Raw genomic sequence first — 25,753 nt, 5'->3', positions numbered from 1 at the left:
CGAACCATAATGAAGCGTTGCTATCACGGGACGTTGGTTCGGTTTCATCAAGGCTCGGTCCTCGATGAGACCTGGTTGGGTTTCGCACGCGCCCGGCATAGATTCGGCGCATCCACCCGTATCGGGCGAGTGGCGCGTGCAAGGGAGGGCACGGATGCGCGACGCGGTCCGCAGCCTCATCGAGGAACTGCTCCGAGCCATCGTCATCGAAGAGGGCGTCGCCCGCGAGTGCGCGGAGATCGCCCATACATGCCGCGAGGATGGCGGTCACGAGATCGCCGGGGGCATCCAGAGCCTCGCCAGGCATCATCGCGTCAGGGCAATGGAAGCACGGGCCCGGGTTGCGGCTCTGAAGGCCACGTACCGCGACGTGGACGGCGAGGCCTGATGTCCGCGGTGGAACGGCGTCCCCCACGGCCACGCGTCACGCCCTCAACGCCCGGATCAAGCGGGCCCCCGGTCCGCCGGGGCCGAAAGGCGCCTGGGCGCAGCGGGTCTGATGGCGGCCGCCCGCCTTCGCCTCGTAGAGCGCGGCGTCGGCTGCACGGTATAGCGCCTCCGGATTCCCTCCGGCGGAGGCATGGCCGGTCGCGACGCCGATGCTCACCGTGACCGTACCCGGCCGGATGGAGGCCGATGGGACACCGAGCGTCGAGACCTCGGCGTGGACCTTGCGCGCGACCCTCAGCGCCCCGTCCGTGTCCGTCCCAGGCAGGAGGAGGGCGAACTCCTCGCCGCCGATCCGGGCCGCAAGACCTGTCGGCGCGCTCACGCTGGCGGACAGGCAACGGGCGAGGTCCCTCAGCACCGTATCGCCGACGGCATGGCCGTAACGGTCGTTGAAGAGCTTGAAGTGGTCCGCGTCCACGACAAGGAGCGAAAGCGGCCCGCCCCTGCGAACCGCGTCGGCCCAGGCGGCCTGGAACGCCTCCTCGTACCGTCGACGGTTGGCCAGACCCGTGAGGGCATCGGTCCACGACAAGCGTGCGAGCTCGGCCTGCATCGCGTCGCGGCGGCGCAGTTCCCGCCCGAACAGCAGGGACAGGAAGACGGTCACGCCGCAAAGTGCGAGCACGACGGCGCCGAGGGTGGACGCCCTGGTGCGCCAGCCCGCCTCTATGTCGCGCGTGGCAAGCGCGACGTCGAGCACGAGCGGAAGGTCGCCCACGGAGGTGAAGGCGTGATGTCGCTCGATGTCCTCGCCGGCCGATCCGGCGACGAAGGCGCCGGAGGGCGCGTCGAGGAAGCGTCGGAAGGTCGGGTCGTCGGCGACGTCCGCGCCGATGTCGGACTCGGCGAAAGGCTGGCGCATGATGCGCGTGCCGTCGCGCAGGTAGAGGTTGATCGTCCCGTCGCGCCCAAGGCCGATCTGGTCGAAGAGCCTGGCGAGGTAGCTGAGCTTGAGGGTTATCAGCGCCACACCACCGAAGGAACCATCGGGCTTGGTCACCCGGCGGCTGAAGGGCAGCATGCGCTCCCCGGTGAGGCGCGAGACGAGGGGCCTGCCGACGTGGAGGCCGAGTCCGTCGCGCGCCTCGTGGACGCGGAAGTAGTCACGGTCGGCGTAGTTGCCCTGGCGGGGTGAGAGGGCGCCGGCATCGACGAGGGCGTTCCCGTGCTCGTCGATCACGAGCATGTCGCCGATGTCCCGGGCTGTGGCGGAGCGGTCGAACAGCACGAGCCTGCGGAGCTCGGGCTTGAGGTCCTCGATGTCCGGCAGGCGCAGGTTCTCGACGGCGCCCTGAAGGGAGAGGTCGAGGATCTCGACGTTGCGGGCGATGTCGCGCTCGATGACCTGGAGCAGGTTCTTCGAGGTGACCTCCGCCTTGTCCCAGGCGTCCTGCCTCAGGTCGAGCAGCATCAGCCCGGAGACCGCGAGCATGCCGAGCGGCGTCAGGACGCCGAGGGCGATCCAGGCTCGGGCGTGACGGAGGCGCTCGCCGAGGAGCGGCGGCAGTGCCATCGTAAGCGCTCCCGGGTTTCGTTGCTTCGTCAATGAGGTCCAACGCCCGTAGGAGGAGACGGCCCGAGGGCTTGGCGTACCTTTGACGGATCGTGCTTAACGTGAGGTTCGTAGAACCGCCGCGATTCGAGTTGCCGGCGCGTCGCGGGCCGCGACGTCCTTCTGCGTAGACCTCCGTCGGCACCGTCCATGTCCCCGCCGCGTTGTACGTGCCATCACCCATGCCGGAGACTTCGATGCTCAACCCGTTCTGCGCCGCGTTCATGCTCGCCCTGGAAGCGCAGAAGGTCATGGAGCTGAGGCTGGTGCGCATCGCATGGGGCGGAGCCGACGCACGGTCCGAGATGATGTCGATGGTCGGCGAGAAGGTCGTGGCGGCGATGGAGGCGGTGAACACGGTGATGGCCGGCGGCTCGCACGATCAAGTGCTGGCGCGCTACCGGGAGCTTGTCGCGGACAATACGCGGCGCCTCATGAGAGCCTGACAGGCTGCTCGGCCCATGGCGCGCTGGTCCCTCGCCGCATCGTGGAGGTGCCGGGAGGGTACGCTGCCGGTCCGGCCGAGACCTTCATGCGACAGGTCCCAGGCCGGATGGGCCGACTACCCTGGCCGAGGCGGGATCGGGCGTCGTTCTCCCGCGCCGCCTCATGGGGCCGTATGTGGCAAGGAGGTCATCGAGAGGGCCAGGTCCCCAGGTCCAGTTCGGAACCGCCGACGCGGCCTGTCGTTTTGAACCGGCTAAGCGCCCGTCCGCGATAGGGAGACGCCAAGATGCCCGACCCCTCCCACGCACCGGGGTCAGGTTCCGTGGAGCACGATCCTTCTCCAAGCGCCGGTCTCGCGTACCTCGTCCACGACGCCGTGCGCCAAGGGACCGAGCGACGGCGGTTGCAGGCGGTGTCCGGCGGGACCGCACGCCGCCCCTACGATGCGACGCTGCCCGGCAAGCATCCGGATCGGCTTGAGGAGATGCTGGACGAGGCGTTGGAGGAGACTTCTTCCAGGGGCGATCCGGTTTCGGTCAGGATCGCCGGATAGGCACTCCGAACCTTCCCCTTCATCACCGACGGCGTCGACTGGATCGACCGTGATCCCGCCGCCCACCTTCCACATCGGGGCTTTCACCCCAAAACCACCGGAGATCCCGAATGACCGCTGCCAGCCCTGTCACCGCCTTCTTCTCCTCCCTGGATGGAGCCCGGGCGGCGAGGCAGCGGCTCGCGAGCGCCGGCTTCGCGCGCAATAGCATCGACATCGAGCGGCAGGGCGACCGCTTCCTTGTGCTGATCAACGTCCGCGACGAGCACCGCGCGCGTGCGGAGGAGCTTCTCGCCCGCTCCCCCGTCGCGCACTCGCTCCGCCGCTCGGGAGGGCAGGCGGCCGCGGCCTTCCAGGATAACCGCCTGCTTGCGCTTAGCCTTGCCGGGTTGGCGGGCTTCGCTGCGTTCGGCCTGCTTCGCCGCCGCTGAGGCAGGCGCGGCCCTTGCGGCGCAGGAGCGCTCGCGGCGACAGGCTGGACGAGCGTCGTTGTCGGCATTCTCCGTCGGCGCTTCCGCGGCCGGACGCTGGTGCCATCGGCTCTTCCGAACGAGCCGGCATGCGACACGCGTACCCCGGCCCTTACCATGCACGCATGGGCCTGCCGACAATACCGGCACCGGGGCAGGGGCGACTTGCGCCGGGGCGGCTACCGACCGGCTTATTTCGCGACGGCCGGCGGGAGGAAAGCCGGGCACGACCTGGCTGACGTAACCGTGGGGCATCCCGCGAACGTGCCAATCACATGCCGCAGCATGGCCGGCAGCGTCAGCCGGCCATAAAAGATCGGCACCGAAGCCGGAAGCTGCCGGAATCCAGGGGAGAGGGTCGCCGGTCCTTCGAGACGCGGCAGCCGCGGCATAGAGCCATCGCCGAGGTTCAGACGTGATGTGCCGCCGGGGATGCGCGCATGGCGCAGCGTGGCCGATGCTCCATGGCTGGAGGGGCGGGAGGCCACTTGATCCAGGTCAAGGAACGCCGGGGCGCGGCTTCGTACGGACATGCCCATCGCTTTGGCCGCCGAGGGCGGCAGCGTCGTAGCCACGGACGGAAGCCGGCATGAGGGACGACCTGAGGGCGCGTTACGCGGAGGAGCGCCTGCCCCGCTACACCAGCTACCCCGCCAGCCCGCATTTCGCCGCCGACGTCGGAGCCGATGCGTACGCGACCTGGTTGGGTGCACTCCCCGAGGCCTCGACCGCGTCGCTCTACCTTCACGTCCCGTTCTGCCGCTCGATGTGCTGGTATTGTGGCTGCCACACCAGCATCACCAAGCACGATGCGCCGGTCAGCGACTACGTTTCCGTCCTGCGCCGTGAGATCGACCTCGTCTCCGCACGCCTCGACAACCCTCCTCTGGTGCGCCACGTGCATTTTGGCGGCGGGACCCCCACGATCATGGAGCCCCGGGCGCTCCGCGACCTCGTCGGCCAGATGCGGGCCCGCTTCCCCTTCGACCCCGGCGCCGAGCTCGCTATCGAGATCGATCCGCGCACCCTCACGGACGAGATGACGGACGCCATCGGCACCGCAGGCGTCACCCGTGCGAGCCTCGGCGTCCAGAGCTTCGACCCGGTCGTCCAGGAGGCGATCCGCAGGCGGCAGAGCTTCGGGTCGACCGAGCACGCCGTCCGGGACCTGAGGGCTGCAGGCGTGGGTGGCATCAACCTCGACCTGATCTACGGACTGCCGCATCAGACCGTCGCGTCCTGCGTCGAGACCGCCATGATGTGCCTGGAACTGCGCCCCGAGCGCCTTGCGGTGTTCGGCTATGCGCACGTGCCGTCTTTCAAGAAGCACCAGCGCCACATCGACGAGGCCGACCTGCCGGACGGCGAGGCACGCCGGGCGCAGGCGGAGGCCATCGCCGGGGTCCTCGCCGAGGCGGGATACCGACGGATCGGACTCGACCACTACGCCCGGCCGGACGATCCGATGGGGTCGGCGCATGCCGACGGGACGCTGCGCCGGAACTTCCAAGGCTATACGACAGACCCGAGCGACGTGTTGATCGGCCTCGGGGCATCCGCGATAGGTCGGATGCCCCAGGGTTACGTCCAGAACGAGCAGGAGGTCCGTCGCTATGCCGAACGGATCGCGCGCGGCGAGCTGGCGTGCGTCAAGGGTTATGCCCTGACCGAGGACGACCGTCTCAGGGCCGCGCTGATCGAGCGGCTCATGTGCGACTTCTCGGTGGATGTAGGACAGGCCTGCCGTGCGCATGCGCGGCGTTCGGACGAGTTTCTGGAGTCGCTCGACAGGCTCCGAACGCTCGAAGCCGATGGATTGATCGAGCTTGATGGGGAGGTCCTGAGCATCCCCGAGGGTGCCCGAACGTTCGTCCGGAGCGTGGCCGCAGCATTCGATGCATACCTGGGCACCTCGGGGCGAACCCACAGCCGCACGGTGTGAACCCAAGGGACGAGCGTTCCCTGCCCGTAAATCGTCCTCGGCAGTGCTGCTATGGGTGCCTCAAGCAGCAGTTAGGGATCCGTTGATCTCGTCCGCTTTCTCTTGAAGGCTCGACTGGACGGCATCGACCCGCGCTGGCGTCATGTGGGTCCACCCTGCCATATGGAAGCGACTGACGGCCGTGCGCCAAGCCTGAAATAATGCAGGATCGGTCTTGCTCAGCACCAAGGGTGCATCCTCATGGGCAAGCCGAGCCACTTCCCGTAGAAGCTGCCGATCCCTCGCCTTCACGACGAACGCAATCCTGCCCTTGAGCAGGATTTCGAGGGCCTCAACGTAGATGTCTCTCTTGGTCCGGTTCATCTTCCGTGCCCATCGGCGACAAGGCTTACCACGACGATGTTCTCACGGGCGGCCTCGCGATCCCTTGAATTGGGGAAAAGGTCTATCGCCGCTTCGATATCGCTTGCGTCCAGTCCACGCTGGCCAACCCACCATGCCACGTCCTGGAAGTCGACTTCGGAGCCGCGGACAAGCTTTGCAGCAGCGATGATCTCGGGCGGTGGCATGACAACGGTCAAGTTGTCATACCTGCCAATGACTTCAAGTTCGAACTCCCTGGGAAGCTTGACGATGCCTGGCCCCACCACCTGAATGTACATCGCCTGCAGATGCCGTCGTTCTCCGTCTCGGTTGCCTTCCCCGAGCGCTAGCCGCGCGGCGCCGGCGTCGAGCAGAAGCTGATGCGAGAGGTGCAAAAGCGTCGCTACATCGAGGCTGCAACCAGGGCCGAGTGCAGCGAGGGTGGAGCACACCTCGACAGGGCGCCGGGGCATATCGCGGCCTGAGGCACCGGACGCTTCCGAATGGGACTATCGGAGCAGCCAGGTTCCGACTTGCGACAGGCTGGCTTGATAGACCGGGTGACCTTCCTCGTCCGTCACGAGCACCGTGATGGTCTGGCGGTCCATGTCCTTGGCGCGTCTCTCATTCGCAAGGGCGGGGAGCAAGCGGCCGGCTTCCCATGCTGCGGCCTGCAGGTCGTCGCAAAGCACCCCCTCGTCATCACGTTCAACATAGCCGTCATTAACATCGAAGAAGTAGCGGGGCATCGTGGTATCCGGCGTCGAAGGCGGGAGCACATTGGTCTCTCAGGCGCGGCAAGCCGAAGACACATCCGCGATTGTCTAAGTCTAGACGTTTTGACCGTCGCTCACATTAACGTGAGTGGGCACCACGTCGCGCCCTTCGGCGCCGGGATGTCGAACCATCGTATCTGTCGACGCCTGAATGGCCCCCGGGAGACCGGTGGGTCGCAGGTCATCGCCCTTCGAAGCCTATCATGGTTCCGGTCCGTGACGGGGCCTACGTAGCGCCCGATCCTGGTACTCCGAACGGCCGTCGCGGCGGGGTAGCTGTCCCCCCGGACGAGCTCCCACCCGTACCGGGGTGCCCGAAGGACGGGCAAGACAGGCCCGAGGACCCGCTTCCGCCTCAGGGCTTGTGCAACGCCTCGTGCGGCGACATCGGCATCATGTTCTGGTCGAGGTGGTACATGACCCATATCGACCCGACGAGCGTGACCACGACCAACGTCACCGTGAAGACGAGGGCTATGAAGGTCCAGCCGCCCTCGGACCTCGTGTTCATGTGCAGGAAGTAGATCATGTGCACCACGATCTGCACCGCGGCCAGCGCCATGACGACGATGCCGGTCCTGAACGTGTCGCCGAGGACGTCGCCCATCACCAGCCAGAAAGGGATGAGGGTGAGGACGACAGACAGGGCGAAGCCGGTCATGTAGCCCTTGAGGGTGCCGTGCGCACCCCGGGCAGGGTGCCCGCCGTGCGTCTCGCCATCACCGCTGCCCTCGCCGGGCGGCCGACGGACGAGCCTGGCCTCGCTCAAGGTGCTCATCGCATGGCTCCCAGCAGGTAGACGAAGGTGAACACGCCGATCCAGATCACGTCGAGGAAGTGCCAGAACATCGACAGGCACATGAGCCGACGCTGGTTCTCCGGGACCAGCCCGCGACGGCGCACCTGCGCCATCAGCGTGGCCAGCCAGACGATGCCGAACGTGACGTGCAGCCCGTGCGTGCCCACAAGGATGAAGAAGGAGGACAGGAAGGCGCTGCGCTGGGGCGTCGCGCCCTCGTGGATCAGGTGCCCGAACTCGAACAGCTCGATGCCGACGAATGCGGCCCCGAGCGCGCCCGTGATGGCGAGCCACCTGAGCGTCCTCTCGACCCGGAGCCGGTCCATCTCCAGCATCGCGACGCCGTAGGTGATGGAGGACAGGAGCAGGAGGCCCGTGTTGACCAGGACGAGCCTGAGGTCGAACAGGTCCGCGCCCGCCGGGCCCGCCGCATAGTTGCGGCCGAGCACGCCGAACGTGGCGAACAGCACCGCGAAGATGAGGCAATCGCTCATCAGGTAGAGCCAGAAGCCGAGCAGCGTGCCCCCGTCCTCGTGGGCATGCCCTTCACGCTCGTAGAAGACCGGCGCCGTAGCGCCGGGCGGAGGGGTCATCTCATGCATCGGCTCGGGCTCCCCGCGCGAGTTGAGCCGTCCGCACGCCCTCAAGCCGGACGACGTCCTCGGCCGGGACGTAGTAGTCCCGGTTGTAGTTGAACGTGTGCATGATGGCCGCGGCGATCAGGCCGGCGAAGGAGAGCGCCGCCAACCACCAGATGTACCAGACCAGGGCGAAGCCGAGGACGGTGCTGAACCCCGCCAGGACGAGGCCGGCGGCGGTGTTCCTCGGCATGTGGATCGGCTGGTAGCCTTCCAGGGGCCGGTCATGTCCCCGTTCCTTCATATCCCACCAGGCGTCGATCTCGTGGACACGGGGGGTGAAGGCGAAGTTGTAGGGAGGGGGCGGCGAGGAGGTCGACCATTCGAGCGTGCGGCCGCCCCAGGGGTCGCCCGTAAGATCGCGCAGCTTCTCGCGCCGGACGTAGCTGACGACCAACTGGACGACGAAGGCCAGGATGCCGGCCAAGATGATGAAGGCCCCCAAGGCGGCGACCGTCAGGAAGGGCTGCACGTCCGGGTCCTCGAAGTGCTGCGTCCGGCGCGTCACGCCCATCAGCCCGAGGACATAGATGGGGGAGAAGACGACCCAGAAGCCGACCAGCCAGCACCAGAACGAGACCTTCCCCCAGAACGGATCGAGGCGATAGCCGAAGGCCTTGGGGAACCAGTAGTTGACGCCGGCCAGGAGCCCGAACACCACGCCGCCGATGATGACGTTGTGGAAGTGGGCCACCAGGAAGAGGCTGTTGTGCAGGACGAAGTCGGCGGGCGGCACGGCCAGCAGCACGCCGGTCAGCCCGCCGAGCACGAAGGTCGGGATGAAGCCCATCACCCAGATCATGGGGGAATCGAACTCGATCCGGCCGCGGTACATGGTGAAGAGCCAGTTGAACACCTTCGCGCCCGTCGGGATCGAGATGATCATGGTCGTGATGCCGAAGAAGGCGTTCACGTTGGCGCCGGCGCCCATGGTGAAGAAGTGGTGGAGCCACACCAGCCAGGACAGGAAGGCGATGACGACGGTCGCGTAGACCATGGAGGTGTAGCCGAACAGCCGCTTCCTGGAGAAGGTGGACACGATCTCGGAGTAGATGCCGAAGGCCGGCAGGACGAGGACGTAGACCTCCGGATGGCCCCAGATCCAGATGAGGTTCATGTACATCATCGAGTTGCCGCCGTAGTCGTTCGTGAAGAAGTGCGTTCCCACGTAACGGTCGAGCGACAACAGGGCCAAGGTCGCGGTCAGGACCGGGAAGATGGTGACGATGATGGCGTTGCTGGCGAGCGTCGTCCAAGTGAAGATCGGCATCCTCATCATGGTCATGCCCGGCGCGCGCATCTTCACGATGGTGGCGATGAGGTTGATGGCCGACAGCGTCGTGCCGACTCCCGCGATCTGGAGGCTCCAGATGTAGTAGTCGACGCCCACCCCCGGGCTGTAGGCCGCTCCCGAGAGCGGCGGATAGGCGAGCCAGCCGGTGCGCGCGAACTCGCCGACGAACAGGGAGGCCATGTTGAGGACGGCGCCGCCGGCCGTCATCCAGAAGCTGAAGTTGTTCAGGAAGGGGAAGGCCACGTCGCGCGCGCCGATCTGCAGCGGCATGACGTAGTTCATCACGCCGGTCACGAACGGCATGGCCATGAAGAAGATCATGATCGTGCCGTGCGCGGTGAAGACCTGGTCGTAGTGGTGCGGAGGCAGGTAACCCTCGTTGACGCCGACCGAGAGCGCCTTCTGCGTCACCATCATGATCGCGTCGGCGAAGCCACGCAGAAGCATCACGATGGCGAGCACGACGTACATGATGCCGATCTTCTTGTGGTCGACGCTCGTGAACCATTCCCGCCAGAGATGGCCCCACTTGCCGAACCAGGTCACGGCACCGAGGAGCGCCGCGCCGACCGCCGCCACCACGGCGAAGGTCACGAGCAGGATGGGCTCGTGGTAGGGTATGGCTTCGAGCGTCAGGCGCCCGAAGACGAGTTGCTGGAGGTCTACGTTCGAGAACATGCGGATGCCCGTCTGGATCAGTGCTGGTGGCGTTCGGTAGGCCGGTTGTTCAGCTGGGCCGGCGCTGGGCCCCTGTCGGCGCCCGGCAAGGCATTGCCTTGTCCCTGGTCCGGTTCGGTCCTGGGGTCGTTGACGCCACCGCGGCTCAGGTTCTGGTCACGGGGCTTCATGCCTTCCGGCTGCACCGAGCCCATGGGCGGGCGCCCGGATGCCGGGAAGGTGGCGGCGGAGGACTCGTGCCCGCTCTCCAGGCGGCGGTTGTCGTAATCGAGCCTGCCGCGGTTCGCCTCGCTGTCCTTGCCCGCCCCCCCACTCCTGTCGATGTGGTGCATCTCGCCCACGCACATCCGGTTCGGCGCGACGCACATTCCGAGGATGGCATCGTAGAGGCCGCCCTCGACGGAGCCGAAGTACCGGACCGGTTCCGCCTCGCTTGGCTTTTCAAGGGCGAGGTAGGCCCCGCGGTCGAGGGGCGATCCGGCCGCCTTGGCCTTCGCAACCCACTCCTCGAAGCCCTGCTGGCTCAGGCTTCTGAAGCCGAAGTTCATGCGGGAGAAGCCGGAGCCGCTGTAGTGGGCCGACTGTCCCCTGAAATCGCCCTCCTTGTTCATGACGGCGTGCAGCGGCGTCTGCATGCCCGGCATCGCGTAGATCATGCCGGCGAGTGCAGGCACGTAGAACGTGTTCCAGACCGAGGCGGCGGTGATCTTGAAGGTGATGGGCACGTTCGCGGGCGCGGCCATCTCGTTCACGCTCGCGACGCCGAGCTCGGGGTAGATGAACAGCCATTTCCAATCGAGCGCGACCACCTCGACCGTCACGGGCCTCGCGTCGGCGGGCACGGGCTTGTTGGGCGCGAGACGGGTCAGGGGTTGATAAGGATCGAGCGTATGCGTGCTGATCCAGGTCATCGCGCCCAGCGCGATGATGATGAGCAGCGGCACGGTCCAGATGACCACTTCGAGCTGCGTCGAGTGGTGCCAGCTCGGGTCGTAGGTGGCGTCCTTGTTGGACGAGCGGTAGCGCCACCCGAACACGAAGGTGAGGGCGATCACCGGCAGGATGACGAGCAGCATGAGCGCCGTCGACGCGACGATGAGGTTGCGCTGCTGGACGGCGACGTCGCCTGCGGGATTCATCACGATCATGTTGCAGCCGCCGAGAAGGCCGGCGGCCGCGAGGAGCGCCAGGGTGCGCAGGGGCGTGCGGACCGTGACCCCGCGCCGACGCCGGGCGGGCGGTTGAGCGGAAAGGAAGGCCAGGGCGGTCACTCCATGATGCCACGCCGCCTCGGGCGGCGATGTTCGTTCGCGGAAGGCGGAAGCGTCGGCGTCCGCACGGTTCAGACCTGCCGGATCTCGGAGCGGGAGCTTGCGAGGGCCAGCAGGGTGGTGACCGCCCCGGACAGGAGGTACAGGCCGACGCAGGCGAGCCCGTAGCGGGCCGACAGGAACAGGACCACCAGGGGTGCGAAGCCCGCCCCGAGGAGCCAGGCGAGGTCGTTGGTGAGCGCCGCCCCGGTGTAGCGGTAGCGCTGCTCCAGCCTGGACGTCACCGCGCCGGAGGACTGCCCGTAGGACAGGCCGAGGAGCAGGAATCCGGCGTTGACGTAGATGGTCTGCCCTATCGCGTTCTCCTCGATGACGAGGGGAGCGATGATGCTGCCGATGGCGAACACGGCGATGAGGCCCGCCGAGAGCAGGAGGAGCATGCGACGGCCGATCTGGTCGGCGATCAGGCCGGAGGCGAGGACCGCGCCCGCGCAGATGAAGGCGCCGGAGCATTGCACCATCAGGAACTCGCCGGCCGAACGCTGCGTGAACAGGGTGATCCAGCTGATGGGGAACACGGTCACGAGGTGGAACAGCGCGAAGCTCGACAGCGGGATCAGCGCGCCGACAAGCAGGTCGCGGGAGTGGTTCCGGAGCAGGGGAATGATCGGCGATGGTTCGAGCCGACGCAGTTCGAGGAGGCGCGCGAACTCGTCGGTGGCCACCAGCCGCAGGCGCGCGAAGAGCGCGACGACGTTGATGGTGAAGGCGCAGAAGAAGGGGTAGCGCCAGCCCCAGTCGAGGAAGGCGGGCTCGGGCAGGTTCAGCAGGAAATAGGCGAACAGGACCGCGGCCAGCATGAAGCCGACCGGCGCGCCGAGCTGCGGAAGGGCCGCGTAGAAGCCGCGGCGCTCCACCGGCGCGTTAAGGGCCAGGAGCGATGCCAAACCGTCCCATGCGCCGCCCAGCGCAAGGCCCTGCCCGACCCGCAGCAGGCCGAGGAGGTACAGGGACCAGGCGCCGATCTGCGCGTAGCCCGGCAGGAAGGACATGGCCATGGTGGAAAAGCCGAGCAGGAGCATCGCGACGCCCAGCTTCACGCCGCGGCCGTGCCGGCGGTCGACCACGGTGAACAGGACCGACCCGACCGGCCTTGCGACGAAGGCTAGCGAGAACATCGCGAAGGAGTAGAGCGTCGCCGTCAGGGGTTCCGCGAAGGGAAAGAACACCTTGGGGAAGACCACGACCGAGGCGATGGCGTAGACGAAGAAGTCGAAGTACTCCGCGGCCCGGCCGATGACGACGCCGATGGCGATCTCGCCCGGCGCGACCTTGTGGTCCGTGGACGCCGAGCGGGCGTCACGCTCAAGCGGCGTGGAGGAGGGCAGGGGCCCTTGAACGTTGTCCATCGCCATCCGGGTATCGGTCTCCGACGCGTTGCTTCCGGCAGGATCCGCGGGGCCGCTTCGGCGCCGCGCTTAGGAGAAGGGATCGGGCCGAGCGGGCCACGAGCCATAGTGACGACGAGGCCCATGGCGCAGGCGAGCCGTCGCTCAAGCTGCGCACCCTGAACATGGGACGCAAGTTACATGATAACCCAACCGGGAAGCGCTATTGGTTGGATCTATAATCATCGGATGCGACCATCCGCACGATCCTCGACTTGGAATATCTGCGCGGACAACACGCAAGCACCAATCCAAGACTCATGCAGAGCTTCCGCACATCAACCCGCTTGAGGTGGCGAACACGCATCCACGCCTCTCCTCGACGCCCCCTGGACTGGACCGTAGGCGCAAGCGGCGCCCCCGTCTTTGTTCGAGATCAAAGAGCGGCCCAACGAAATCACCCACGGTTCCCCGGCGTCCGGGAGCGACAGATGGGCAAGCAAGGGGTGGTGGCCGCCGCCGAGTTTCAATCCGACTACGAACTCTTCCATGGCTTGGACCAGGGAAGCGTGGACCTGATCCTCGGCCAGGCGAAGTTCTCGCGCATCGGCTCGCGCACGACGTTGGTTCGCCAGGGTGACAGGCCCGCGCACCTGCTGCTGCTCGTTGCCGGGCGGGTGAAGGTCTCGCGGGTCGCGAACGACGGGCGGGAGTTGACGGTGCACCTGATGCAATCCGGCGACCTGATCGGCTGCGCCGCCGTGTTCCGCGACCTGCCGTACCTCGCGACGGCCACCTCGATAGGCATATGCGAGACCTACGCCTGGTCGCGCAGTCAGGCCTTCGCCCTGATGGAGGCCCATCCACGGTTCGCCATCAATGCCCTCTCGCTCGTGAGTGGCCGCCTGGCTGACCTGTTCCGGCGCGAGGCCGAGATGGCCAACGGTCCGGTCCGACGCAGGCTCGCCACCCAACTCCTCAAGATCTCGCCGGCGGGGGACGCCAGCCTCGGCAATGCGGAGGAGGTGCGGATGACGCGACAGGAACTGGGGCAGCTCTGCGGGACCACGCTCTTCACGGTGAGCCGGGTGCTTTGCAGTTGGGAGCGGGCCGGCATCGTGGTCCTCGGACGGGAACGTGTCCGCGTGGTCGACAGGTCGCGCTTGAGCCGCGTCGCGGCAGGGGAAGCGTTGCGTTGACCACCCGCCCTCCCGACGGAGATCGGGAAGGCGGGTCTGACCATCCGAGGCATTGGGTGCTATGGCGTCGGCTCAAGTTGCCCGCTGAGTTCCGTCGTCGGTTGCATGGACGCCGGCGAGACCAGGGAACGGAGCGTCTCGGCAAGGTCGGAAAGGCCGAGCTGTCCCTTCTGCAGGACGCGGTCGGCCTGGCCAGCCAACCTGCGGCGGTCGTCGGCGGTGACATCCTTTGCGGTCAGCACCACGACCGGGATGTCGCGCCACTCGCGTCGCGCCCTTAGCGCGCGCAGGAAGGCGAACCCGTCCATCTCGGGCATCATCAGGTCGAGCAGGATCAGGGACGGCGTTCGCGCCGCAACCGCGTCCAGTCCGGCCCGCCCATGCTCGGCCGAGGCCACGCGCCAGCCCTCGCGCGTGAGGAGCGTCGCCATGCGCTCCCGCGCATCCGCATCGTCGTCGATGACAAGGACGGGACCGTCATGCTCGGATGGCTTGAACCGCTCCATCGCCGACTTGAGCTGACCCCACTCCACCGGCTTGTGCAGGTAGTCGGTCGCGCCCAGAGAGAAGGCGAGGTTCTGCTCGTCGAGCACGGTCACCATGATGATGGGTGTGTCGCCGAGCTCCGCGTCGGCGCGCAGGGCGCGAAGCACCGTCCAACCGTCCATGCGCGGCATGGTCACGTCGAGAAGGATCACGCGCGGGCGCAAGGTCCGTGCCCGGTCGAGTCCCTCGCGTCCGTCCGCGGCCGTGGCGACCTGGAATCCGTCCCTCTGCAGGAACCGGGCGAGCAGGTCGCGCGTCGCGGGATCGTCGTCGATGATCAGGACGTGGCCGGAAGCCGAAGCGGCCCGTCCAGCCGGAGGATGCATAACCTCCTGTCCCGGGGCGTCGCCTGAACCCTCGGCCGACGCCTCGACGTAGTGCGCGGGCAGGCGCACGGTGAACGTCGTACCCACTCCTTCCTCGCTCTCGACCCCGATCTCGCCACCGAGCATGTTCGCGAAGGCGCGGGTGATCGCGAGCCCGAGGCCGGTGCCGCCGAAGCGCCGCGTGGTCGAGGCATCGGCCTGGCTGAAGCGCTGGAACAACCTGGCCTGCTGCTCGGGGCTGAGGCCGATGCCGGTGTCGCTGACGGCGAACGCAAGCCACTCGACGTTTCCATGGCGCTCCCGCCTAGCGCTCAAGGTTATCTTCCCGGCTTCGGTGAACTTGGCGGCGTTGCTGAGGAGGTTGATCAGGCACTGGCGCAGCTTCGTCACGTCGGTGCATGCGGCGCCGAGGTCCTGCCCGAGATCGAGGGCCATCGCGTTACCCTTCTTCTCGACGAGGGATTCGACGGTGGCGGCGACGTCCTGCACGACCTCGGCCACGGAGAACTCCTCCGGGTAGATCTCCATGCGCTCGGCCTCGATCTTCGACAGATCCAGGACGTCGTTGATCAAGCCGAGCAGGTGGCGGGCGTTCGACTCGATCTTGCGCATGTCCGAAAGCAGGCTTTCCTGGCCAAGATCCTCCATCTCCTCCTGCAGCATCTCCGAATAGCCGATCACGGCGGAGAGCGGGGTGCGCAGCTCGTGGCTCATGTTGGCCAGGAATTGGCTCTTGGCGCGATTGGCTTCCTCGGCCGCCTCCTTGGCCATCTCCAGCTGGAGCTCGGCTTCCTTGCGGGCCGTGATGTCCGAATGGGCCCCGACCCACTCGCGTACGGTACCGTTCTCCTCCAGGATCGGAACGGCGCGCACCTCCATGTCGCGCCAGGTGCCGTCATGCCGCCGCAGGCGGTGCTCGACCTCGAACGGTGTCACCGATGCGACGGCGTTCCCCCAGGCCTCCGCCGTCGCGGCGCGGTCGTCCGGATGGACGGCATCGAGGAAGCCATGCCCGGCAGCGTCGCTCCCGCTTTGGCCGGTGAAGCGCGTCCACTCGGAGGGCACGCCCGCGAAGGTCCCGTCGGCATTGGTCGTCCAGATGATCGCGGAGGTCGCCTCGGTCAGCGAGCGGAAGCGCTCCTCGCTCTCGCTCATGCGAAGCTCGGAGAGCTTGCGCAGCGTCACGTCGGAAATGACCAAGCCAACGCCATCGACCCGGGCGCGCCGTCGCCCTCCACCGTCCTGAAGGGGGTAGAAGCTCATCTGGAAGTGCCGGGTGCCGCCTGGCGCGCTGGGAGCGGGAACCCCCACCTCGACGTTCGTGGTGACGAGCCCCTGGTCGCGCGCCGCCGCAAGCTTCGGGGCGAGCTCGTCCCGAAGGGTCGGCAGCAAGGCCCAGATCGGTGCCCCGAGGTCCGCGCCGAAGCCGCGCTCGCTCATGCTCTCCATCGACCGGTTCATGTGGCGGATCCTCAGTTCGCGGTCGAGGAAGCCCAGTCCCACGGGCGCGTTCGCCAGGACGCCGTCGAGGAGGGCCGTCATGCGCTGGCTCTCGCGCCGGCGCACCATGGCGAGGCGCGCGATGAGGCCCACGCCGGCAAGCGCCGAACCTCCGCAGAGCAGGGACAGGAGGAGGGAGCGTCGGCGGTCGTCCCGTTCAAGGCGCGCCAAGGTCCCGGCCGCTTGATCCTCGACGGAGCGCGTCGCCCTGCGGATCGCGTCCATGGTGCGCTTGCCCTCACCGGTCTGCACGAGGGCCGTCGCGGCGTCGAGGCCGCTCGCCTGCCTTGCCTCGACGACGCCTGCGGCGAAGGCACGCTCGGCGGCGACGAGGGTCGACAACAACTCGCCCTTGGCACCCTCCTTTGTTGAGCGAGCCCTCTCAAGCCCATCGAGGTCGCGCAGCTCCTGGTCGACCCTGGCCAGGGCGGCGTTGTAGGGTTGGAGGTACTCCTCGGTTCCGACCAGGGCATAGCCGCGCATGCCCGTCTCCAGGTCCTTCATGGTGGAGAGAAGGCGCTCGCTCTGGCCCATGATGGCGTGCCGGCGCGCGGCCTCGGCACGGGTCGCCTCCGCGGCCAGGTAGTTCCAGACGCCGGCCACCAAGGCGAGGAGGATCAGCACGGACGCCAGCGGGAAGCTCGGCAAGCCTGCGAGCGGCCGGGAACCGCGCCAGCCCTTCCGGCGCAGCATGGAGGTCAGGAAATTCATGTGGGCGGCCTGCTGTACGGCGGAAGAAGCTCTCTCCCGAGGTATAACGCGCCGGCACCATCGCAGGTCACGGCCAAGGTCACGCTTACGTACAAGGCCACCCGTCCCTACGTAGCGGACCTGCATTCGGCGGCACGGGAACGGAGGCGTGAAGCGCGGAGCATGAACCTCCAACGGCCAGGGCGTCCGTCCTTGCTGCGCATGAATCGGCCTTCGTTCCATGCGCCGTACCGCGGCCGCCCAGGGCGACGGATGCGGGAGGGACGCGGGCACGCGGTCGGCGGACCTCTCGTTCGCCATCGCGTCGAGTTGCTGCGCGGGTCGGCGGTTGCACGGCTTGGCGCTCGCCAGCGAGCGTCGTCCACTCCGGGGACAGGCCTTCAAGGCAATGGCTCAGCCGTCGTGGCTCAGCTCTGCCGATGACTCTCATCCCGGAATGTTAATCGGCGGAACTTTGCCCACGTCCAGGGACTTTTGACCGGCAAGCACATCAGGTGCGGCCCCCGGGAGGAAGACCATGACCGTGACCGTCACGCCGGACACGCCCGACACGCCGCGCAATCGCGGCGACGACGAGGCCCCGCACGTGAGCCCCGTTACGCCAACGGAAGACGCGCGCTCCATCATGCTCAACAAGATTTCCTGGGGCGCCGTGCTCGCGGGTGTGGTCGTCGCCCTCGTGGTACAATTGCTCCTGAACCTGCTTGGCCTCGGCATCGGTGCGGCCTCCCTCAGCGCGGCCGGGGGCGACAATCCTTCCGCCCAGACCTTCTCCATCGGCGCCGGACTCTGGTGGACCCTGTCGGGCGTGATCGCCTCCTTCGTCGGCGCTTACGCGGCGGGCCGGCTATGCGGCAAGCCCAAGGAGAACACGGCCGCGTGGCACGGGCTGACGGCCTGGGCCTTCACCACGCTGGTGATCTTCTACCTGCTGTCCTCGACGGTCGGCGGCGTGCTCGGCGGCGCCTTCAACTCGCTCAGCAGCGTCGCCGGTGGCTTGGCGAACACGGCAGGCGGTGCCGTGCAGACAGCGGCGCAAGCCGCCGCGCCCTCGCTGTCCAAGGTCAGCGATCCGTTCTCCTCCATCGAGCAGTCCGTTCGCGGTGCGTCCGCCGGGCAGGACCCTGCGGCTGCGAAGGATGCGGCCGTGTCAGCCGTGCGCGCGGCCCTGACTGGCGACCCGGCCCAGGCCGATGCGGCCCGCACCCGTGCGGCGGAAGCGCTGGCCAAGGCGCAGAACATCCCGGTCGATCAGGCCAAGGGTCAGGTCCAGCAATACGAGCAGCAATACCGCCAGGCGGCCGACAGCGCCAAGCAGCAGGCCAAGCAGGCGGCCGAGCTGACGCGCAAGGCCGTCTCGCGCGGTGCCTTGTTCGGGTTCTTCGCCCTCGTGCTCGGCGCCGTCGCTTCCTGGTTCGGTGGCCGCATGGGTGCGGTCGCGCCGACCGTCACCGGCCTGGGCTTCAACGCGATGCAGCGCCGGCCGTGAGCGACGGTCCCGCCCGCCCGATCCAGACCGGCAGCCCGATCCTCACCGAGGAAGTTCAGGCCGGCGAGACGGTCCTGGTTCCCCTTATCGAGGAGACGGCACGCATCGAGAAGCGGGTGGTCGAGACCGGCCGGGTTCGGGTCAGCACCCACACGGACACGGTCGAGCAGGTCCTGCGCGAGACCCTGCGCGGCGACGCCGTCGAGGTCACTCGCGTGCCGGTCAACCGGACGCTCGGCGAGGGCGAGGTTGCGCCGCAGGTCAGGAACGAGGGCGGGGTGATCGTCATTCCCGTCCTTGAGGAAGTCCTCGTCGTCGAGAAGCGGTTGGTCCTCAAGGAAGAGGTCCATGTCCGCCACACCGCATCCGGCGAGGAGGTGGAGTTTCCGGTCACGCTGCGTCGCCAGCGTGCCGAGATCGAGCGCGTGGGTCCCGAGGGGGAGATCACGCCGGCAACATCGGAGGAGACGGGTTCATGACGCAGACCATCACGGCACTCTACGACGACCAGGCCCAGGCGCAGGCCGCCTTGAGCAAGCTCGTGGCCGCGGGCTTCCCGCAAGGGTCGATCCGGTTGACGCCCGGGGCGTCCACGACGGCCACCCGCAGCACGGGGTCGTACGACCACACCCGGGACGAGGGCGGCTTCTGGGCCTCGCTCAAGGACGCCTTCATGCCCGAGGAGGACCGCTACGCGTACACCGAGGGCCTCAGCCGGGGCGGCACGCTCCTGACCGCCACGGTGGAGGACAACCGGGTTGCCGCCGCCATGGACATCCTGGAGGAGAACGGATCGGTCGACCTCGACGAGCGCGAGGCGACGTGGCGCAAGGAAGGTTGGAGCGGCTACGGCGCCGCCTCGGCGACCGGAGCGTCCGCCACGGGCACGGTGACGTCCGGAACGGCGTCGACCGGGACGGCAACGGGTGCTGCGGCGGCACGCGGCACGGGCGAGACCGACTACATCCCCGTCGTCGAGGAGCGGCTGAACGTCGGTAAGCGCGTGGCCGAGCATGGCCGCGTGCGGGTGCGTTCCTACGCCATCGAGACGCCGGTGGAGGAGCAGGTCAGCCTGCGCGAGGAGCACGTCGAGATCGAGCGCCGCGCGGTCGACCGTCCGGTCACGGCCGCCGACGAGGCGCTGTTTGCCGAGAAGACCATCGAGGCGACGGAGCGTCGCGAGGAGGCGGTGGTCTCCAAGGATGCCCGCGTGGTCGAGGAGGTCGGCATCCGCAAGGACGCGACCCAGCGCACCGAGACGGTCTCCGATACGGTGCGGCGCACAGAGGTCGAGGTCGAGGACGAGCGTGGCAACGTCAGTCGCACGGGCGTGAGCGGCACCGACCCGCGCAAGCCGGTCTGAGGCAGCGTCGGCTCGAACAACCGGGTCGGCCGCCGCTTCGGAGCTGCGCCGGCCCATATGGCCATTCGGGGAGGACCCTCCCTCGCGAGGAGACGAGACATGAGTGACGGCTTCCCATCCATGACGGCGCTGCTCGGTCTGCTGGCTCTTGCCGGCTACCAGAACAAGGACAAGCTGGCCGAGTTGCTCGGCGGAGCCGGCCAGGGAAGTCCGCAGCTCGCAGGGTCCGGCGCCGCACCGGGAAGCCTGACTGGTTCGGGGGAGGGCGCGGGCGGTGCCTTGGGCGGCTTCCTTGGCGGTCTGGCGGGCACCCAGCGTGGCGCATCGCCCGGAGGCTTCCTGAGCAGTGGCCTGGGCGAGATGCTGGAGCGCTTCCACAATGCCGGTCACGGACAGGCAGCGCAGTCGTGGGTCAACCACGGCCCCAACCAGGAGATCGCCCCGCACCATCTGGAGCAGGCGATTGGCCCTGACGTTCTCGCGACGCTGACGCAGCGTACGGGCCTATCGCGGGACGAGTTGCTGGCGCGGCTTTCCAAGAACCTCCCGAACGCCGTCGACCAGTACACGCCCGATGGTCGCCTTCCGGCTTAACCAAGCCGAGGTTCCATGGCCGATGGCGTGGCCCGCAAAGGAGGTGGCTTCAGTCGGCCGCGGAACCGAAGCCGGCCAAGGATGGTCGCTCCAAGAGACCCACCTTGTTCCGGAGCGCATGGACGATGTCGGATCCAAGGTCTGCTGACTTCGACGCCCCCCTCGACTGCTTGATCGTCGGCGGCGGACCTGGCGGACTGACCGCCGCGCTGTACCTCGCCCGCTTCGAGCGCCGCTTCCTCCTGGTGGATGCGGGAGATTCCCGCGCCAACTGGATACCGACCAGCCACAACATCCCGGTCTTCGCCGACGGCATCTCAGGGCAGGAGATCCTCGCCCGCCAACGCGCGCACCTCGCGCGTTACGGCGCTCAGGTCGCGAGGGGCAGCGTCACCGCGTTGCGCAAGGCCGAGGGAGGTTTTGCAGCCGATGTGGATGGGAGACGGGGCGTCGTGCGCGAGGTGCGGGCGCGCCGGGTGTTGCTCGCCACGGGAGCGGACGACGTGGAGCCGGACCTTCCGGACCTGCCGGATGCCGTCCGACAGGGTCTCGTGCGCTACTGCCCGATCTGCGACGGGTACGAGGCGCGAGGTAAGCGTATCGCGGTCATCGGTCACGGCGACCGAGGCCTGGGCGAGGCGGTGTTTGTCGCTCGCACCTATTCCCGGGACGTGACGCTTCTGACGCTCGGTCAAGGCATGGACCTCGACGCAGGCGAGCGGGAACGCGTCCGGGAGCACGGCATCCAAGTCGTCCACGATCCGGTGTCCGGCCTCGACACTGAGGGGGACAGGATCACGGTGCTGAGGACGGCAAGCGGGGAGGAACACAGGTTCGAGGTGCTGTACTCGGCACTGGGGCTGAAGCTCCGCTCCGAACTCGCGCTGGCGTTGGGAGCTGAGCACGACGGGACAGGCGCACTCGCCGTCGACGAGCACAACCGTACGACGGTGCCGGGCCTCTACGCGGCGGGTGGCGTGGTACGCGGGCTCGATCAGGTCGTGGTCGCGATGGGGCACGGGGCAATTGCCGCCACCGACATCCACAACCGCTGCGAATTGCCCACTGAGGAAGAGGTCGACGGTGCCGAGCGGAGGGCCTGCAACGCCTGATGTCTCCGTGGGCCGAACTCTCAAGGGAGCGACGGCAGAGCGATGCCGTTCACCCTTGAGGACGCCTCCGAGCACCCATCGAATGCCCACGTGGCTCCCATCGGATTCGGCCCATCCAGTGTGCTCGAAGACAATGGACGTTGCCGCTCGCCGTTATCAGGGAGCCGCGGAGCGGAGCCGCACTGAATCTCACGGCGATAAAGAGGTGCGACAGGGTCCGCAGAGACTGAACCTCCGGCTTTGCCAGGCCGATCAGGAAAACTGCGAGGCCTGTCAGTGGCAGGGTCGGGCATTAGCCCGCTCGGCGCCTCCGACGATGGGACCCATCCGCCAATCTATGGTCCGGATCAGGATGCCGCAGGCACCCGCGCAAACCCTTCCTTCCATTCGAGGTTGCCAGAAAGGCGCCTTCCAACCGGACAGGAGCCAGACGGAAAGGTTTGGGACGGAATGGCAGCGGAGAGGGAGCGAGCATCTCGTACATGCGGCGGCTGCACGAGATGCTCGCCGCTCGCCACCTGACAGCCATCCCCGGCCTGGAGGACGTGCTGCTCACCCGTCTGACCGCCTTCGAGGCCGAGGCCAGGGCGGCCGGGGCTTCGGAGGAGACCCTCGGGGCCATTTCGAACGCACGCTTCACGGCGGGCATCGCCAGCCTGCGCCGCTGGCTTCCGATGCCGCGCGGACACTGAGGAAGATCGAGACCCGTGAGTTCATCCAAGCCGATGCTGCGGTTCCTTGTCGCCGAGAGCGAAACACCGCAGGCGCGCGAGGAGCGACGCGGGAGCGTCGGTCGCTCCTCCGGCGAGACCTACCTCGACATCCTGGAGAAGCTCGCACCGGGTGTTGTCTGCGACCGCATCCAGCCGGCCGACGCCGACGCGGCTCTCCCGCCGGGCGCCACCCTGGCCGGCTTCGACGCCGTTTTCCTCACCGGTTCGCCGCTGCACCTGTACGAGGAGACGCCGAAGACCCGGCGCACGATCGCCTTCATGCGAGCCGTGTTCGAGGTGGGTACGCCGGCTTTCGGTTCATGCGCGGGGCTGCAGGTCGCGACCGTCGCAGCCGGGGGCAGCGTGCGCCGGAACGCACATGGGCAGGAGGCCGCCTTCGCGCGGCGGATCACGTTGACAGAAGCGGGCCGCGTACACCCACTCCTCGCGGGCCGTCCAGCCTCCTATGACGCGCCGGCCATCCACACGGACGAGGTCGCGTCCCTTCCGCCCGGAGCGGTGCTGCTTGCCGGTAATCGCGTCACCGCCGTACAGGCCGCCGAGATCCGCTTTGAACGCGGTGTGTTCTGGGGCATACAGTACCATCCCGAGATCGGCCTCGACGAAGTGGCCGGCGCCTTGCGCCGACAGGCGGAGGGCCTGGTCGAGGCGGGGTTGGCCGGAAGCCGCGACGACGTGGAGGCGTACGCCGGGCAGATAGACGCCCTGCACCGCAAGCCGACCCGACGGAACCTTGCCTGGCAGCTGGGCCTGGACGAGGAGGTCACGGATGAGCGACGGAGGCTCACAGAGCTTCGGAACTTCATCGAGACCGTTGCCAGGTTCGGTCGGGCCGGCCCCTTCTCTGTGGGTAAGTGACGCGATCCCGAACGCGTGGGGAACGTCGCTCACGGGGCGCCGTTGCCTGGTGCCGCGGCACCCATGCAGGTTCCGCGAGCACTTTTCGACGAGCGTGCCGAGTTCCCATGCAACTGCCACGAGACGACAGAAATCATCCGCGAGCCGAAGCCTTCCGCGACTTCATCCGCGATGGCGGATTCCCTTGCGTCGGCGCGAAGTCGGCCTTGTCGAAGGGACAGATGCGGGTGCTGGTCGCCCGCGACATCACCTCGGCATGGGACGACATGCGGATTTACCCGGCGCTGCTCGCATTCGCGGCGCGGTACCGGCGGCAGCCGGACCTGTTCCAGAGCTTCGCCGTCATCTTCGAAGGACCTGGCGAGCTGGACGAGGAAGGGTTCGAGCGTCACCTCTGGGAGCGGGTGCAGTCGCTCGCCGACAAGGACGCTTGGCTCGGCCACCCATGGGACAAGAGCGTCGCTTCCGAGCCGGAGAGCCCGCACTTCTCGCTGAGCTTCGCAGGCGAGGCTTTCTTCGTCGTCGGCCTCCACCCGAACGCGAGCCGTCCGGCGCGCCGGTTCTCGTCACCCGCCTTGGTGTTCAACCTGCACGCCCAGTTCGAGCAGTTGCGCGAGGCCGGCCGCTACGAGAAGCTGCGCTCCTCCATCCTGCAGCGGGACGAGGCGCTCGCCGGCTCGACGAACCCGATGCTGGCGCGACACGGCGAGGTCTCGGAGGCGCGCCAGTACAGCGGCCGGGTCGTGGACGAGGCATGGCGCTGTCCCTTCCGGCCCCGCGATAACGCGCCGCCGGCTTCCGGCACGCCCTGAGGGGACCAAGGCTCAGACCCGTTCGGGCACGGCCTGGCCACGCACCCGGGCAGCCTATTGAAACCGTACCGCGATCTCACGGTGGCGGCGTTCCAAGTGCATCTCGATAAGCTCGAACAAGCCCCCGCGATTGCGGGCTCGGTGTTCCGGCATGGTAAGCTCTTCGAGCAGGGCAACCATCGCTGTCCGCCGAGCCTCGTAGACCGGGAAGTGTGTCAGGTAGGCGTCGACCACGCGCTCGGCCTCGATGATCGTGCCGGGCCGATAGCGGGCCGCGAGTGCGAGGAGGGTGCGCACCGTGTCATCGAGCGGGTCCATACGACTGGTAGCGCCGAGCATGACGTAACGGTTCCGCCCTGCCTTCCGGACCCTATGCCTGCGAAGGACGAAGCCGTCGCGCCCTATGGTCCACGGGGTGCGTCATCGGTCGACCTTGTGCCACGAAGCGTCCCGCACGAGACGGACTCGGAAGGCTGGCGCGACCGGTTCCGATCCGCCGTCGGGCCCACCCTGGCGCCTTCCTCATCCTCCAGGGTTCTGGCGCCGCAATCGGGCGGAGCGACCTCAGGCGGCTAGTTTTCCGTCGTAACGGCGGCAGTGCTGCAGGTAGCCGACCTCATGGCGACCGGCGAGCTCCACCACGCTCGACCACAGCCAGGAGGGAGCCTTATCGCCGTCGTCCCTGCCCGACAGGACCTCCGAACGCCAGCCGGAGCGGGTCGCCTCGTCCATCTGCCGGCCATGCGCCGTACCAACCACGTAGGCGAGGTAGTGCGCGGCCCGGATGGCCTCCTCCCGCCCGAACTGCGCGACGTCGAGCTTGAGGTCCTGCGGAGCGAGTTCGCGCATCACCACCGGCCTGCCCAGGAGGTGCAAGGCCAGCATGCGGTCGCCGAGGTTCGGCGAGAGAGCGCGGGCGCCGGCCACCACACGCTCGGCGGGGTCCGCCGGCATCTCGGCGCCGCGGGCGGCGGGAGCGGCGGCCTCGACGGCTTCCTTGAGATCGACGAGCGCCAGCCTTCGCTTGGTGCCGGGCTCATCGATCCGCACCAAGGCCGCATGGCGCAGGAAGCCGAGCGAGGAGCAGCCCTTCATCCAGTAGGCGGCATCGACGAGGCGAACGTCGGTACGGCCACCGCCGAGGCCGGAGGGGTTCAGGAGGCGGCGCACCGCTTCCTGGCCGAAAAGGGCATCGAGGGCGGTGCGTTCCTCGCCGCTGAGCGCCCAGAACTTGCGCCCAAGCGGGATCCGGGGCTCGACGTCCTTCAGGCGCTCGCGCGCGAGGTGCTTCCAATGCCGTCCGAGGGCACGGCGGCGCACGGTGCGCACGACGTCCGGCTCGGGCGGAGGCTCGTCCGAGCCGGGCCCGCCCAGGCCCGATGCGTAGCCGCGCACCATCTCCTCCAGCATCCTGGCGGTGACGACTCCCGGAAGGTCCGAGCCGCGCGCCGCGCTGGCCAGCGACAGGCCGAGCCGAACGAGGTCGTGCGTCGGGTTCCCGATGACGGTCTGGTCGAGGTCGCGCACCTGGATGGCGACGTGCCCTTCGGCATCGGCGAGAGGACCCAGGTTGCCAAGGTGGCAGTCTCCGCAGATCCAGACCGGCGGGCCCTCGGGCAGGGTGCCGCGTGGCAGGCCGTCGAGCCACTCGTAGAACTTGAGGGTATTGCCGCGGACGTAGGCATGGGCGGACCGGGCCATCTTCAGGGTTCGTTGCCGCTCAAGCACCGCCGCGCGTTCCTCGGAGCCGAAGGTTCGGGTCTCGGGCATTCACCACCTTACGCACGCACGGCTGCGGCACCGTCCTGGCCGCTCTCTTCAACGCACGAGAACAGGTGGGCAACGTGCGTTGTTTCGTCCTCGGCAAGGATTAACCGGACAGGTAGCG

The 25,753-nt window shown here is 67.9% G+C and carries 26 protein-coding genes; 14 read left to right on the top strand and 12 right to left on the bottom strand.

All coding sequences use genetic code 11. From position 1 onward, the window contains the following. Positions 1 to 154 precede the first annotated feature (154 nt). Entirely contained in the window at positions 155 to 388 is a 234-nt protein-coding gene (locus OF380_RS25980) for a hypothetical protein (protein ID WP_264048515.1), read from the top strand. 36 nt (positions 389 to 424) lie between these two features. Here the strand turns inward: OF380_RS25980 and OF380_RS25975 are convergent, their stop codons facing one another. Further along, entirely contained in the window at positions 425 to 1,963 is a 1,539-nt protein-coding gene (locus OF380_RS25975) for a sensor domain-containing diguanylate cyclase (protein ID WP_264048514.1), read from the bottom strand. A 236-nt stretch (positions 1,964 to 2,199) separates the two neighbouring features. Here OF380_RS25975 and OF380_RS25970 point away from each other — a divergent pair, with 236 nt between their 5' ends. From OF380_RS25970 to hemN, 4 genes are all read left to right on the top strand, one after another. Further along, positions 2,200 to 2,448 (top strand): hypothetical protein, encoded by a 249-nt coding sequence (locus tag OF380_RS25970; RefSeq protein ID WP_264051494.1) that lies wholly within the window; start codon positions 2,200 to 2,202, stop codon positions 2,446 to 2,448. Between the two features lie 287 nt (positions 2,449 to 2,735). Beyond that, complete coding sequence (locus OF380_RS25965; protein WP_264048513.1) at positions 2,736 to 3,002, top strand: hypothetical protein; 267 nt, start codon at positions 2,736 to 2,738, stop codon at positions 3,000 to 3,002. Between the two features lie 110 nt (positions 3,003 to 3,112). Continuing rightward, entirely contained in the window at positions 3,113 to 3,433 is a 321-nt protein-coding gene (locus tag OF380_RS25960; protein WP_264048512.1) for a hypothetical protein, read from the top strand. A 628-nt stretch (positions 3,434 to 4,061) separates the two neighbouring features. Further along, the gene (hemN, locus tag OF380_RS25955) at positions 4,062 to 5,414 is read left to right on the top strand and encodes an oxygen-independent coproporphyrinogen III oxidase (protein WP_264048511.1); all 1,353 of its coding nucleotides are present in this window, start codon (positions 4,062 to 4,064) and stop codon (positions 5,412 to 5,414) included. Between the two features lie 60 nt (positions 5,415 to 5,474). On the opposite strand, the gene OF380_RS25950 is transcribed toward hemN, so the two are convergent. The 8 genes from OF380_RS25950 to OF380_RS25915 all read right to left on the bottom strand — a co-directional run bounded on the left by OF380_RS25950 (position 5,475) and on the right by OF380_RS25915 (position 12,648). Then, positions 5,475 to 5,777, bottom strand: coding sequence for a hypothetical protein (locus OF380_RS25950; RefSeq protein WP_264048510.1), 303 nt, complete (start codon positions 5,775 to 5,777; stop codon positions 5,475 to 5,477). Further along, positions 5,774 to 6,076 (bottom strand): hypothetical protein, encoded by a 303-nt coding sequence (locus OF380_RS25945; RefSeq protein WP_264048509.1) that lies wholly within the window; start codon positions 6,074 to 6,076, stop codon positions 5,774 to 5,776. Before OF380_RS25945 ends, OF380_RS25950 begins: the two co-directional genes overlap by 4 nt. A 210-nt stretch (positions 6,077 to 6,286) precedes the next feature. Next, positions 6,287 to 6,526, bottom strand: coding sequence for a DUF6894 family protein (locus tag OF380_RS25940; RefSeq protein ID WP_264048507.1), 240 nt, complete (start codon positions 6,524 to 6,526; stop codon positions 6,287 to 6,289). Between the two features lie 382 nt (positions 6,527 to 6,908). Continuing rightward, positions 6,909 to 7,331 (bottom strand): cytochrome o ubiquinol oxidase subunit IV, encoded by a 423-nt coding sequence (gene cyoD / locus OF380_RS25935; protein WP_264048506.1) that lies wholly within the window; start codon positions 7,329 to 7,331, stop codon positions 6,909 to 6,911. Next, positions 7,328 to 7,954 (bottom strand): cytochrome o ubiquinol oxidase subunit III, encoded by a 627-nt coding sequence (cyoC, locus tag OF380_RS25930; RefSeq protein WP_264048505.1) that lies wholly within the window; start codon positions 7,952 to 7,954, stop codon positions 7,328 to 7,330. Before cyoC ends, cyoD begins: the two co-directional genes overlap by 4 nt. Continuing rightward, a complete protein-coding gene (gene cyoB, locus OF380_RS25925) occupies positions 7,947 to 9,962 on the bottom strand; it encodes a cytochrome o ubiquinol oxidase subunit I (protein WP_264048504.1) in 2,016 nt (671 codons plus the stop codon). Before cyoB ends, cyoC begins: the two co-directional genes overlap by 8 nt. A 17-nt stretch (positions 9,963 to 9,979) precedes the next feature. Then, complete coding sequence (gene cyoA / locus OF380_RS25920) at positions 9,980 to 11,233, bottom strand: ubiquinol oxidase subunit II (protein ID WP_404810513.1); 1,254 nt, start codon at positions 11,231 to 11,233, stop codon at positions 9,980 to 9,982. A gap of 71 nt (positions 11,234 to 11,304) precedes the next feature. After that, entirely contained in the window at positions 11,305 to 12,648 is a 1,344-nt protein-coding gene (locus OF380_RS25915) for an MFS transporter (RefSeq protein WP_264048503.1), read from the bottom strand. Positions 12,649 to 13,112: 464 nt separating this feature from the next. Between OF380_RS25915 and OF380_RS25910 the strand changes: the two genes are divergently transcribed. Further along, positions 13,113 to 13,820, top strand: coding sequence for a Crp/Fnr family transcriptional regulator (locus tag OF380_RS25910; RefSeq protein WP_264048502.1), 708 nt, complete (start codon positions 13,113 to 13,115; stop codon positions 13,818 to 13,820). A 59-nt stretch (positions 13,821 to 13,879) separates the two neighbouring features. Here OF380_RS25910 and OF380_RS25905 read toward each other — a convergent pair whose 3' ends face one another. Further along, a complete protein-coding gene (locus tag OF380_RS25905) occupies positions 13,880 to 16,903 on the bottom strand; it encodes a response regulator (RefSeq protein WP_264048501.1) in 3,024 nt (1,007 codons plus the stop codon). A gap of 517 nt (positions 16,904 to 17,420) precedes the next feature. On the opposite strand from OF380_RS25905, the gene OF380_RS25900 reads away from it, so the two are divergent. From OF380_RS25900 to gntA, 8 genes are all read left to right on the top strand, one after another. Then, the gene (locus OF380_RS25900; protein WP_264048500.1) at positions 17,421 to 18,392 is read left to right on the top strand and encodes a PhnA-like protein; all 972 of its coding nucleotides are present in this window, start codon (positions 17,421 to 17,423) and stop codon (positions 18,390 to 18,392) included. Beyond that, the gene (locus OF380_RS25895) at positions 18,389 to 18,871 is read left to right on the top strand and encodes a YsnF/AvaK domain-containing protein (protein WP_264048499.1); all 483 of its coding nucleotides are present in this window, start codon (positions 18,389 to 18,391) and stop codon (positions 18,869 to 18,871) included. The genes OF380_RS25900 and OF380_RS25895 overlap by 4 nt, the downstream gene beginning before the upstream one ends. After that, on the top strand, positions 18,868 to 19,755 hold the full coding sequence (locus OF380_RS25890) for a YsnF/AvaK domain-containing protein (protein ID WP_264048498.1): 888 nt from the start codon (positions 18,868 to 18,870) through the stop codon (positions 19,753 to 19,755). The genes OF380_RS25895 and OF380_RS25890 overlap by 4 nt, the downstream gene beginning before the upstream one ends. A 99-nt stretch (positions 19,756 to 19,854) precedes the next feature. Beyond that, positions 19,855 to 20,349, top strand: a complete 495-nt coding sequence (locus OF380_RS25885) for a YidB family protein (RefSeq protein ID WP_264048497.1) — start codon at positions 19,855 to 19,857, stop codon at positions 20,347 to 20,349. 125 nt (positions 20,350 to 20,474) lie between these two features. Further along, complete coding sequence (locus OF380_RS25880; RefSeq protein ID WP_264048496.1) at positions 20,475 to 21,461, top strand: NAD(P)/FAD-dependent oxidoreductase; 987 nt, start codon at positions 20,475 to 20,477, stop codon at positions 21,459 to 21,461. Between the two features lie 482 nt (positions 21,462 to 21,943). After that, positions 21,944 to 22,153 (top strand): hypothetical protein, encoded by a 210-nt coding sequence (locus tag OF380_RS25875; protein ID WP_264048495.1) that lies wholly within the window; start codon positions 21,944 to 21,946, stop codon positions 22,151 to 22,153. 33 nt (positions 22,154 to 22,186) lie between these two features. Beyond that, positions 22,187 to 23,053, top strand: a complete 867-nt coding sequence (locus tag OF380_RS25870) for a type 1 glutamine amidotransferase (RefSeq protein ID WP_264048494.1) — start codon at positions 22,187 to 22,189, stop codon at positions 23,051 to 23,053. A 107-nt stretch (positions 23,054 to 23,160) separates the two neighbouring features. Continuing rightward, positions 23,161 to 23,865: a guanitoxin biosynthesis heme-dependent pre-guanitoxin N-hydroxylase GntA gene (gene gntA, locus OF380_RS25865; RefSeq protein ID WP_264048493.1), complete on the top strand. Its 705-nt coding sequence runs from the start codon at positions 23,161 to 23,163 to the stop codon at positions 23,863 to 23,865. A 54-nt stretch (positions 23,866 to 23,919) separates the two neighbouring features. Here gntA and OF380_RS25860 read toward each other — a convergent pair whose 3' ends face one another. Together OF380_RS25860 and OF380_RS25855 are read right to left on the bottom strand one after the other, a co-directional pair. Next, positions 23,920 to 24,204 (bottom strand): hypothetical protein, encoded by a 285-nt coding sequence (locus OF380_RS25860; RefSeq protein ID WP_264048492.1) that lies wholly within the window; start codon positions 24,202 to 24,204, stop codon positions 23,920 to 23,922. A 225-nt stretch (positions 24,205 to 24,429) separates the two neighbouring features. Continuing rightward, the gene (locus tag OF380_RS25855; protein WP_264048491.1) at positions 24,430 to 25,635 is read right to left on the bottom strand and encodes a DUF2252 domain-containing protein; all 1,206 of its coding nucleotides are present in this window, start codon (positions 25,633 to 25,635) and stop codon (positions 24,430 to 24,432) included. Positions 25,636 to 25,753 lie beyond the last annotated feature (118 nt).

It is taken from the genome of Methylobacterium sp. FF17 (genome assembly GCF_025813715.1).
In the GTDB taxonomy this organism is placed as follows: domain Bacteria; phylum Pseudomonadota; class Alphaproteobacteria; order Rhizobiales; family Beijerinckiaceae; genus Methylobacterium; species Methylobacterium flocculans.
Note: the sequence above shows the minus strand (reverse complement) of the source record. Positions and strands in the feature narration are given on the sequence as shown.

What these genes read in the sequence shown, in the direction of transcription:
- cyoC (WP_264048505.1), bottom strand. Translation starts at nt 7,954, where the DNA reads ATGCATGAGATGACCCCTCCGCCCGGCGCTACGGCGCCGGTCTTCTAC.
- OF380_RS25860 (WP_264048492.1), bottom strand. Translation starts at nt 24,204, where the DNA reads ATGCTCGGCGCTACCAGTCGTATGGACCCGCTCGATGACACGGTGCGC.
- OF380_RS25910 (WP_264048502.1), top strand. Translation starts at nt 13,113, where the DNA reads ATGGGCAAGCAAGGGGTGGTGGCCGCCGCCGAGTTTCAATCCGACTAC.
- OF380_RS25940 (WP_264048507.1), bottom strand. Translation starts at nt 6,526, where the DNA reads ATGCCCCGCTACTTCTTCGATGTTAATGACGGCTATGTTGAACGTGAT.
- OF380_RS25945 (WP_264048509.1), bottom strand. Translation starts at nt 6,076, where the DNA reads ATGTACATTCAGGTGGTGGGGCCAGGCATCGTCAAGCTTCCCAGGGAG.
- OF380_RS25970 (WP_264051494.1), top strand. Translation starts at nt 2,200, where the DNA reads ATGCTCAACCCGTTCTGCGCCGCGTTCATGCTCGCCCTGGAAGCGCAG.
- OF380_RS25905 (WP_264048501.1), bottom strand. Translation starts at nt 16,903, where the DNA reads ATGAATTTCCTGACCTCCATGCTGCGCCGGAAGGGCTGGCGCGGTTCC.
- OF380_RS25950 (WP_264048510.1), bottom strand. Translation starts at nt 5,777, where the DNA reads ATGAACCGGACCAAGAGAGACATCTACGTTGAGGCCCTCGAAATCCTG.
- gntA (WP_264048493.1), top strand. Translation starts at nt 23,161, where the DNA reads ATGCAACTGCCACGAGACGACAGAAATCATCCGCGAGCCGAAGCCTTC.
- cyoD (WP_264048506.1), bottom strand. Translation starts at nt 7,331, where the DNA reads ATGAGCACCTTGAGCGAGGCCAGGCTCGTCCGTCGGCCGCCCGGCGAG.
- OF380_RS25975 (WP_264048514.1), bottom strand. Translation starts at nt 1,963, where the DNA reads ATGGCACTGCCGCCGCTCCTCGGCGAGCGCCTCCGTCACGCCCGAGCC.
- OF380_RS25890 (WP_264048498.1), top strand. Translation starts at nt 18,868, where the DNA reads ATGACGCAGACCATCACGGCACTCTACGACGACCAGGCCCAGGCGCAG.
- OF380_RS25875 (WP_264048495.1), top strand. Translation starts at nt 21,944, where the DNA reads ATGCGGCGGCTGCACGAGATGCTCGCCGCTCGCCACCTGACAGCCATC.
- hemN (WP_264048511.1), top strand. Translation starts at nt 4,062, where the DNA reads ATGAGGGACGACCTGAGGGCGCGTTACGCGGAGGAGCGCCTGCCCCGC.
- OF380_RS25870 (WP_264048494.1), top strand. Translation starts at nt 22,187, where the DNA reads ATGCTGCGGTTCCTTGTCGCCGAGAGCGAAACACCGCAGGCGCGCGAG.
- OF380_RS25965 (WP_264048513.1), top strand. Translation starts at nt 2,736, where the DNA reads ATGCCCGACCCCTCCCACGCACCGGGGTCAGGTTCCGTGGAGCACGAT.
- cyoB (WP_264048504.1), bottom strand. Translation starts at nt 9,962, where the DNA reads ATGTTCTCGAACGTAGACCTCCAGCAACTCGTCTTCGGGCGCCTGACG.
- OF380_RS25915 (WP_264048503.1), bottom strand. Translation starts at nt 12,648, where the DNA reads ATGGCGATGGACAACGTTCAAGGGCCCCTGCCCTCCTCCACGCCGCTT.
- OF380_RS25880 (WP_264048496.1), top strand. Translation starts at nt 20,475, where the DNA reads ATGTCGGATCCAAGGTCTGCTGACTTCGACGCCCCCCTCGACTGCTTG.
- OF380_RS25980 (WP_264048515.1), top strand. Translation starts at nt 155, where the DNA reads ATGCGCGACGCGGTCCGCAGCCTCATCGAGGAACTGCTCCGAGCCATC.
- OF380_RS25885 (WP_264048497.1), top strand. Translation starts at nt 19,855, where the DNA reads ATGAGTGACGGCTTCCCATCCATGACGGCGCTGCTCGGTCTGCTGGCT.
- OF380_RS25960 (WP_264048512.1), top strand. Translation starts at nt 3,113, where the DNA reads ATGACCGCTGCCAGCCCTGTCACCGCCTTCTTCTCCTCCCTGGATGGA.
- OF380_RS25900 (WP_264048500.1), top strand. Translation starts at nt 17,421, where the DNA reads ATGACCGTGACCGTCACGCCGGACACGCCCGACACGCCGCGCAATCGC.
- OF380_RS25855 (WP_264048491.1), bottom strand. Translation starts at nt 25,635, where the DNA reads ATGCCCGAGACCCGAACCTTCGGCTCCGAGGAACGCGCGGCGGTGCTT.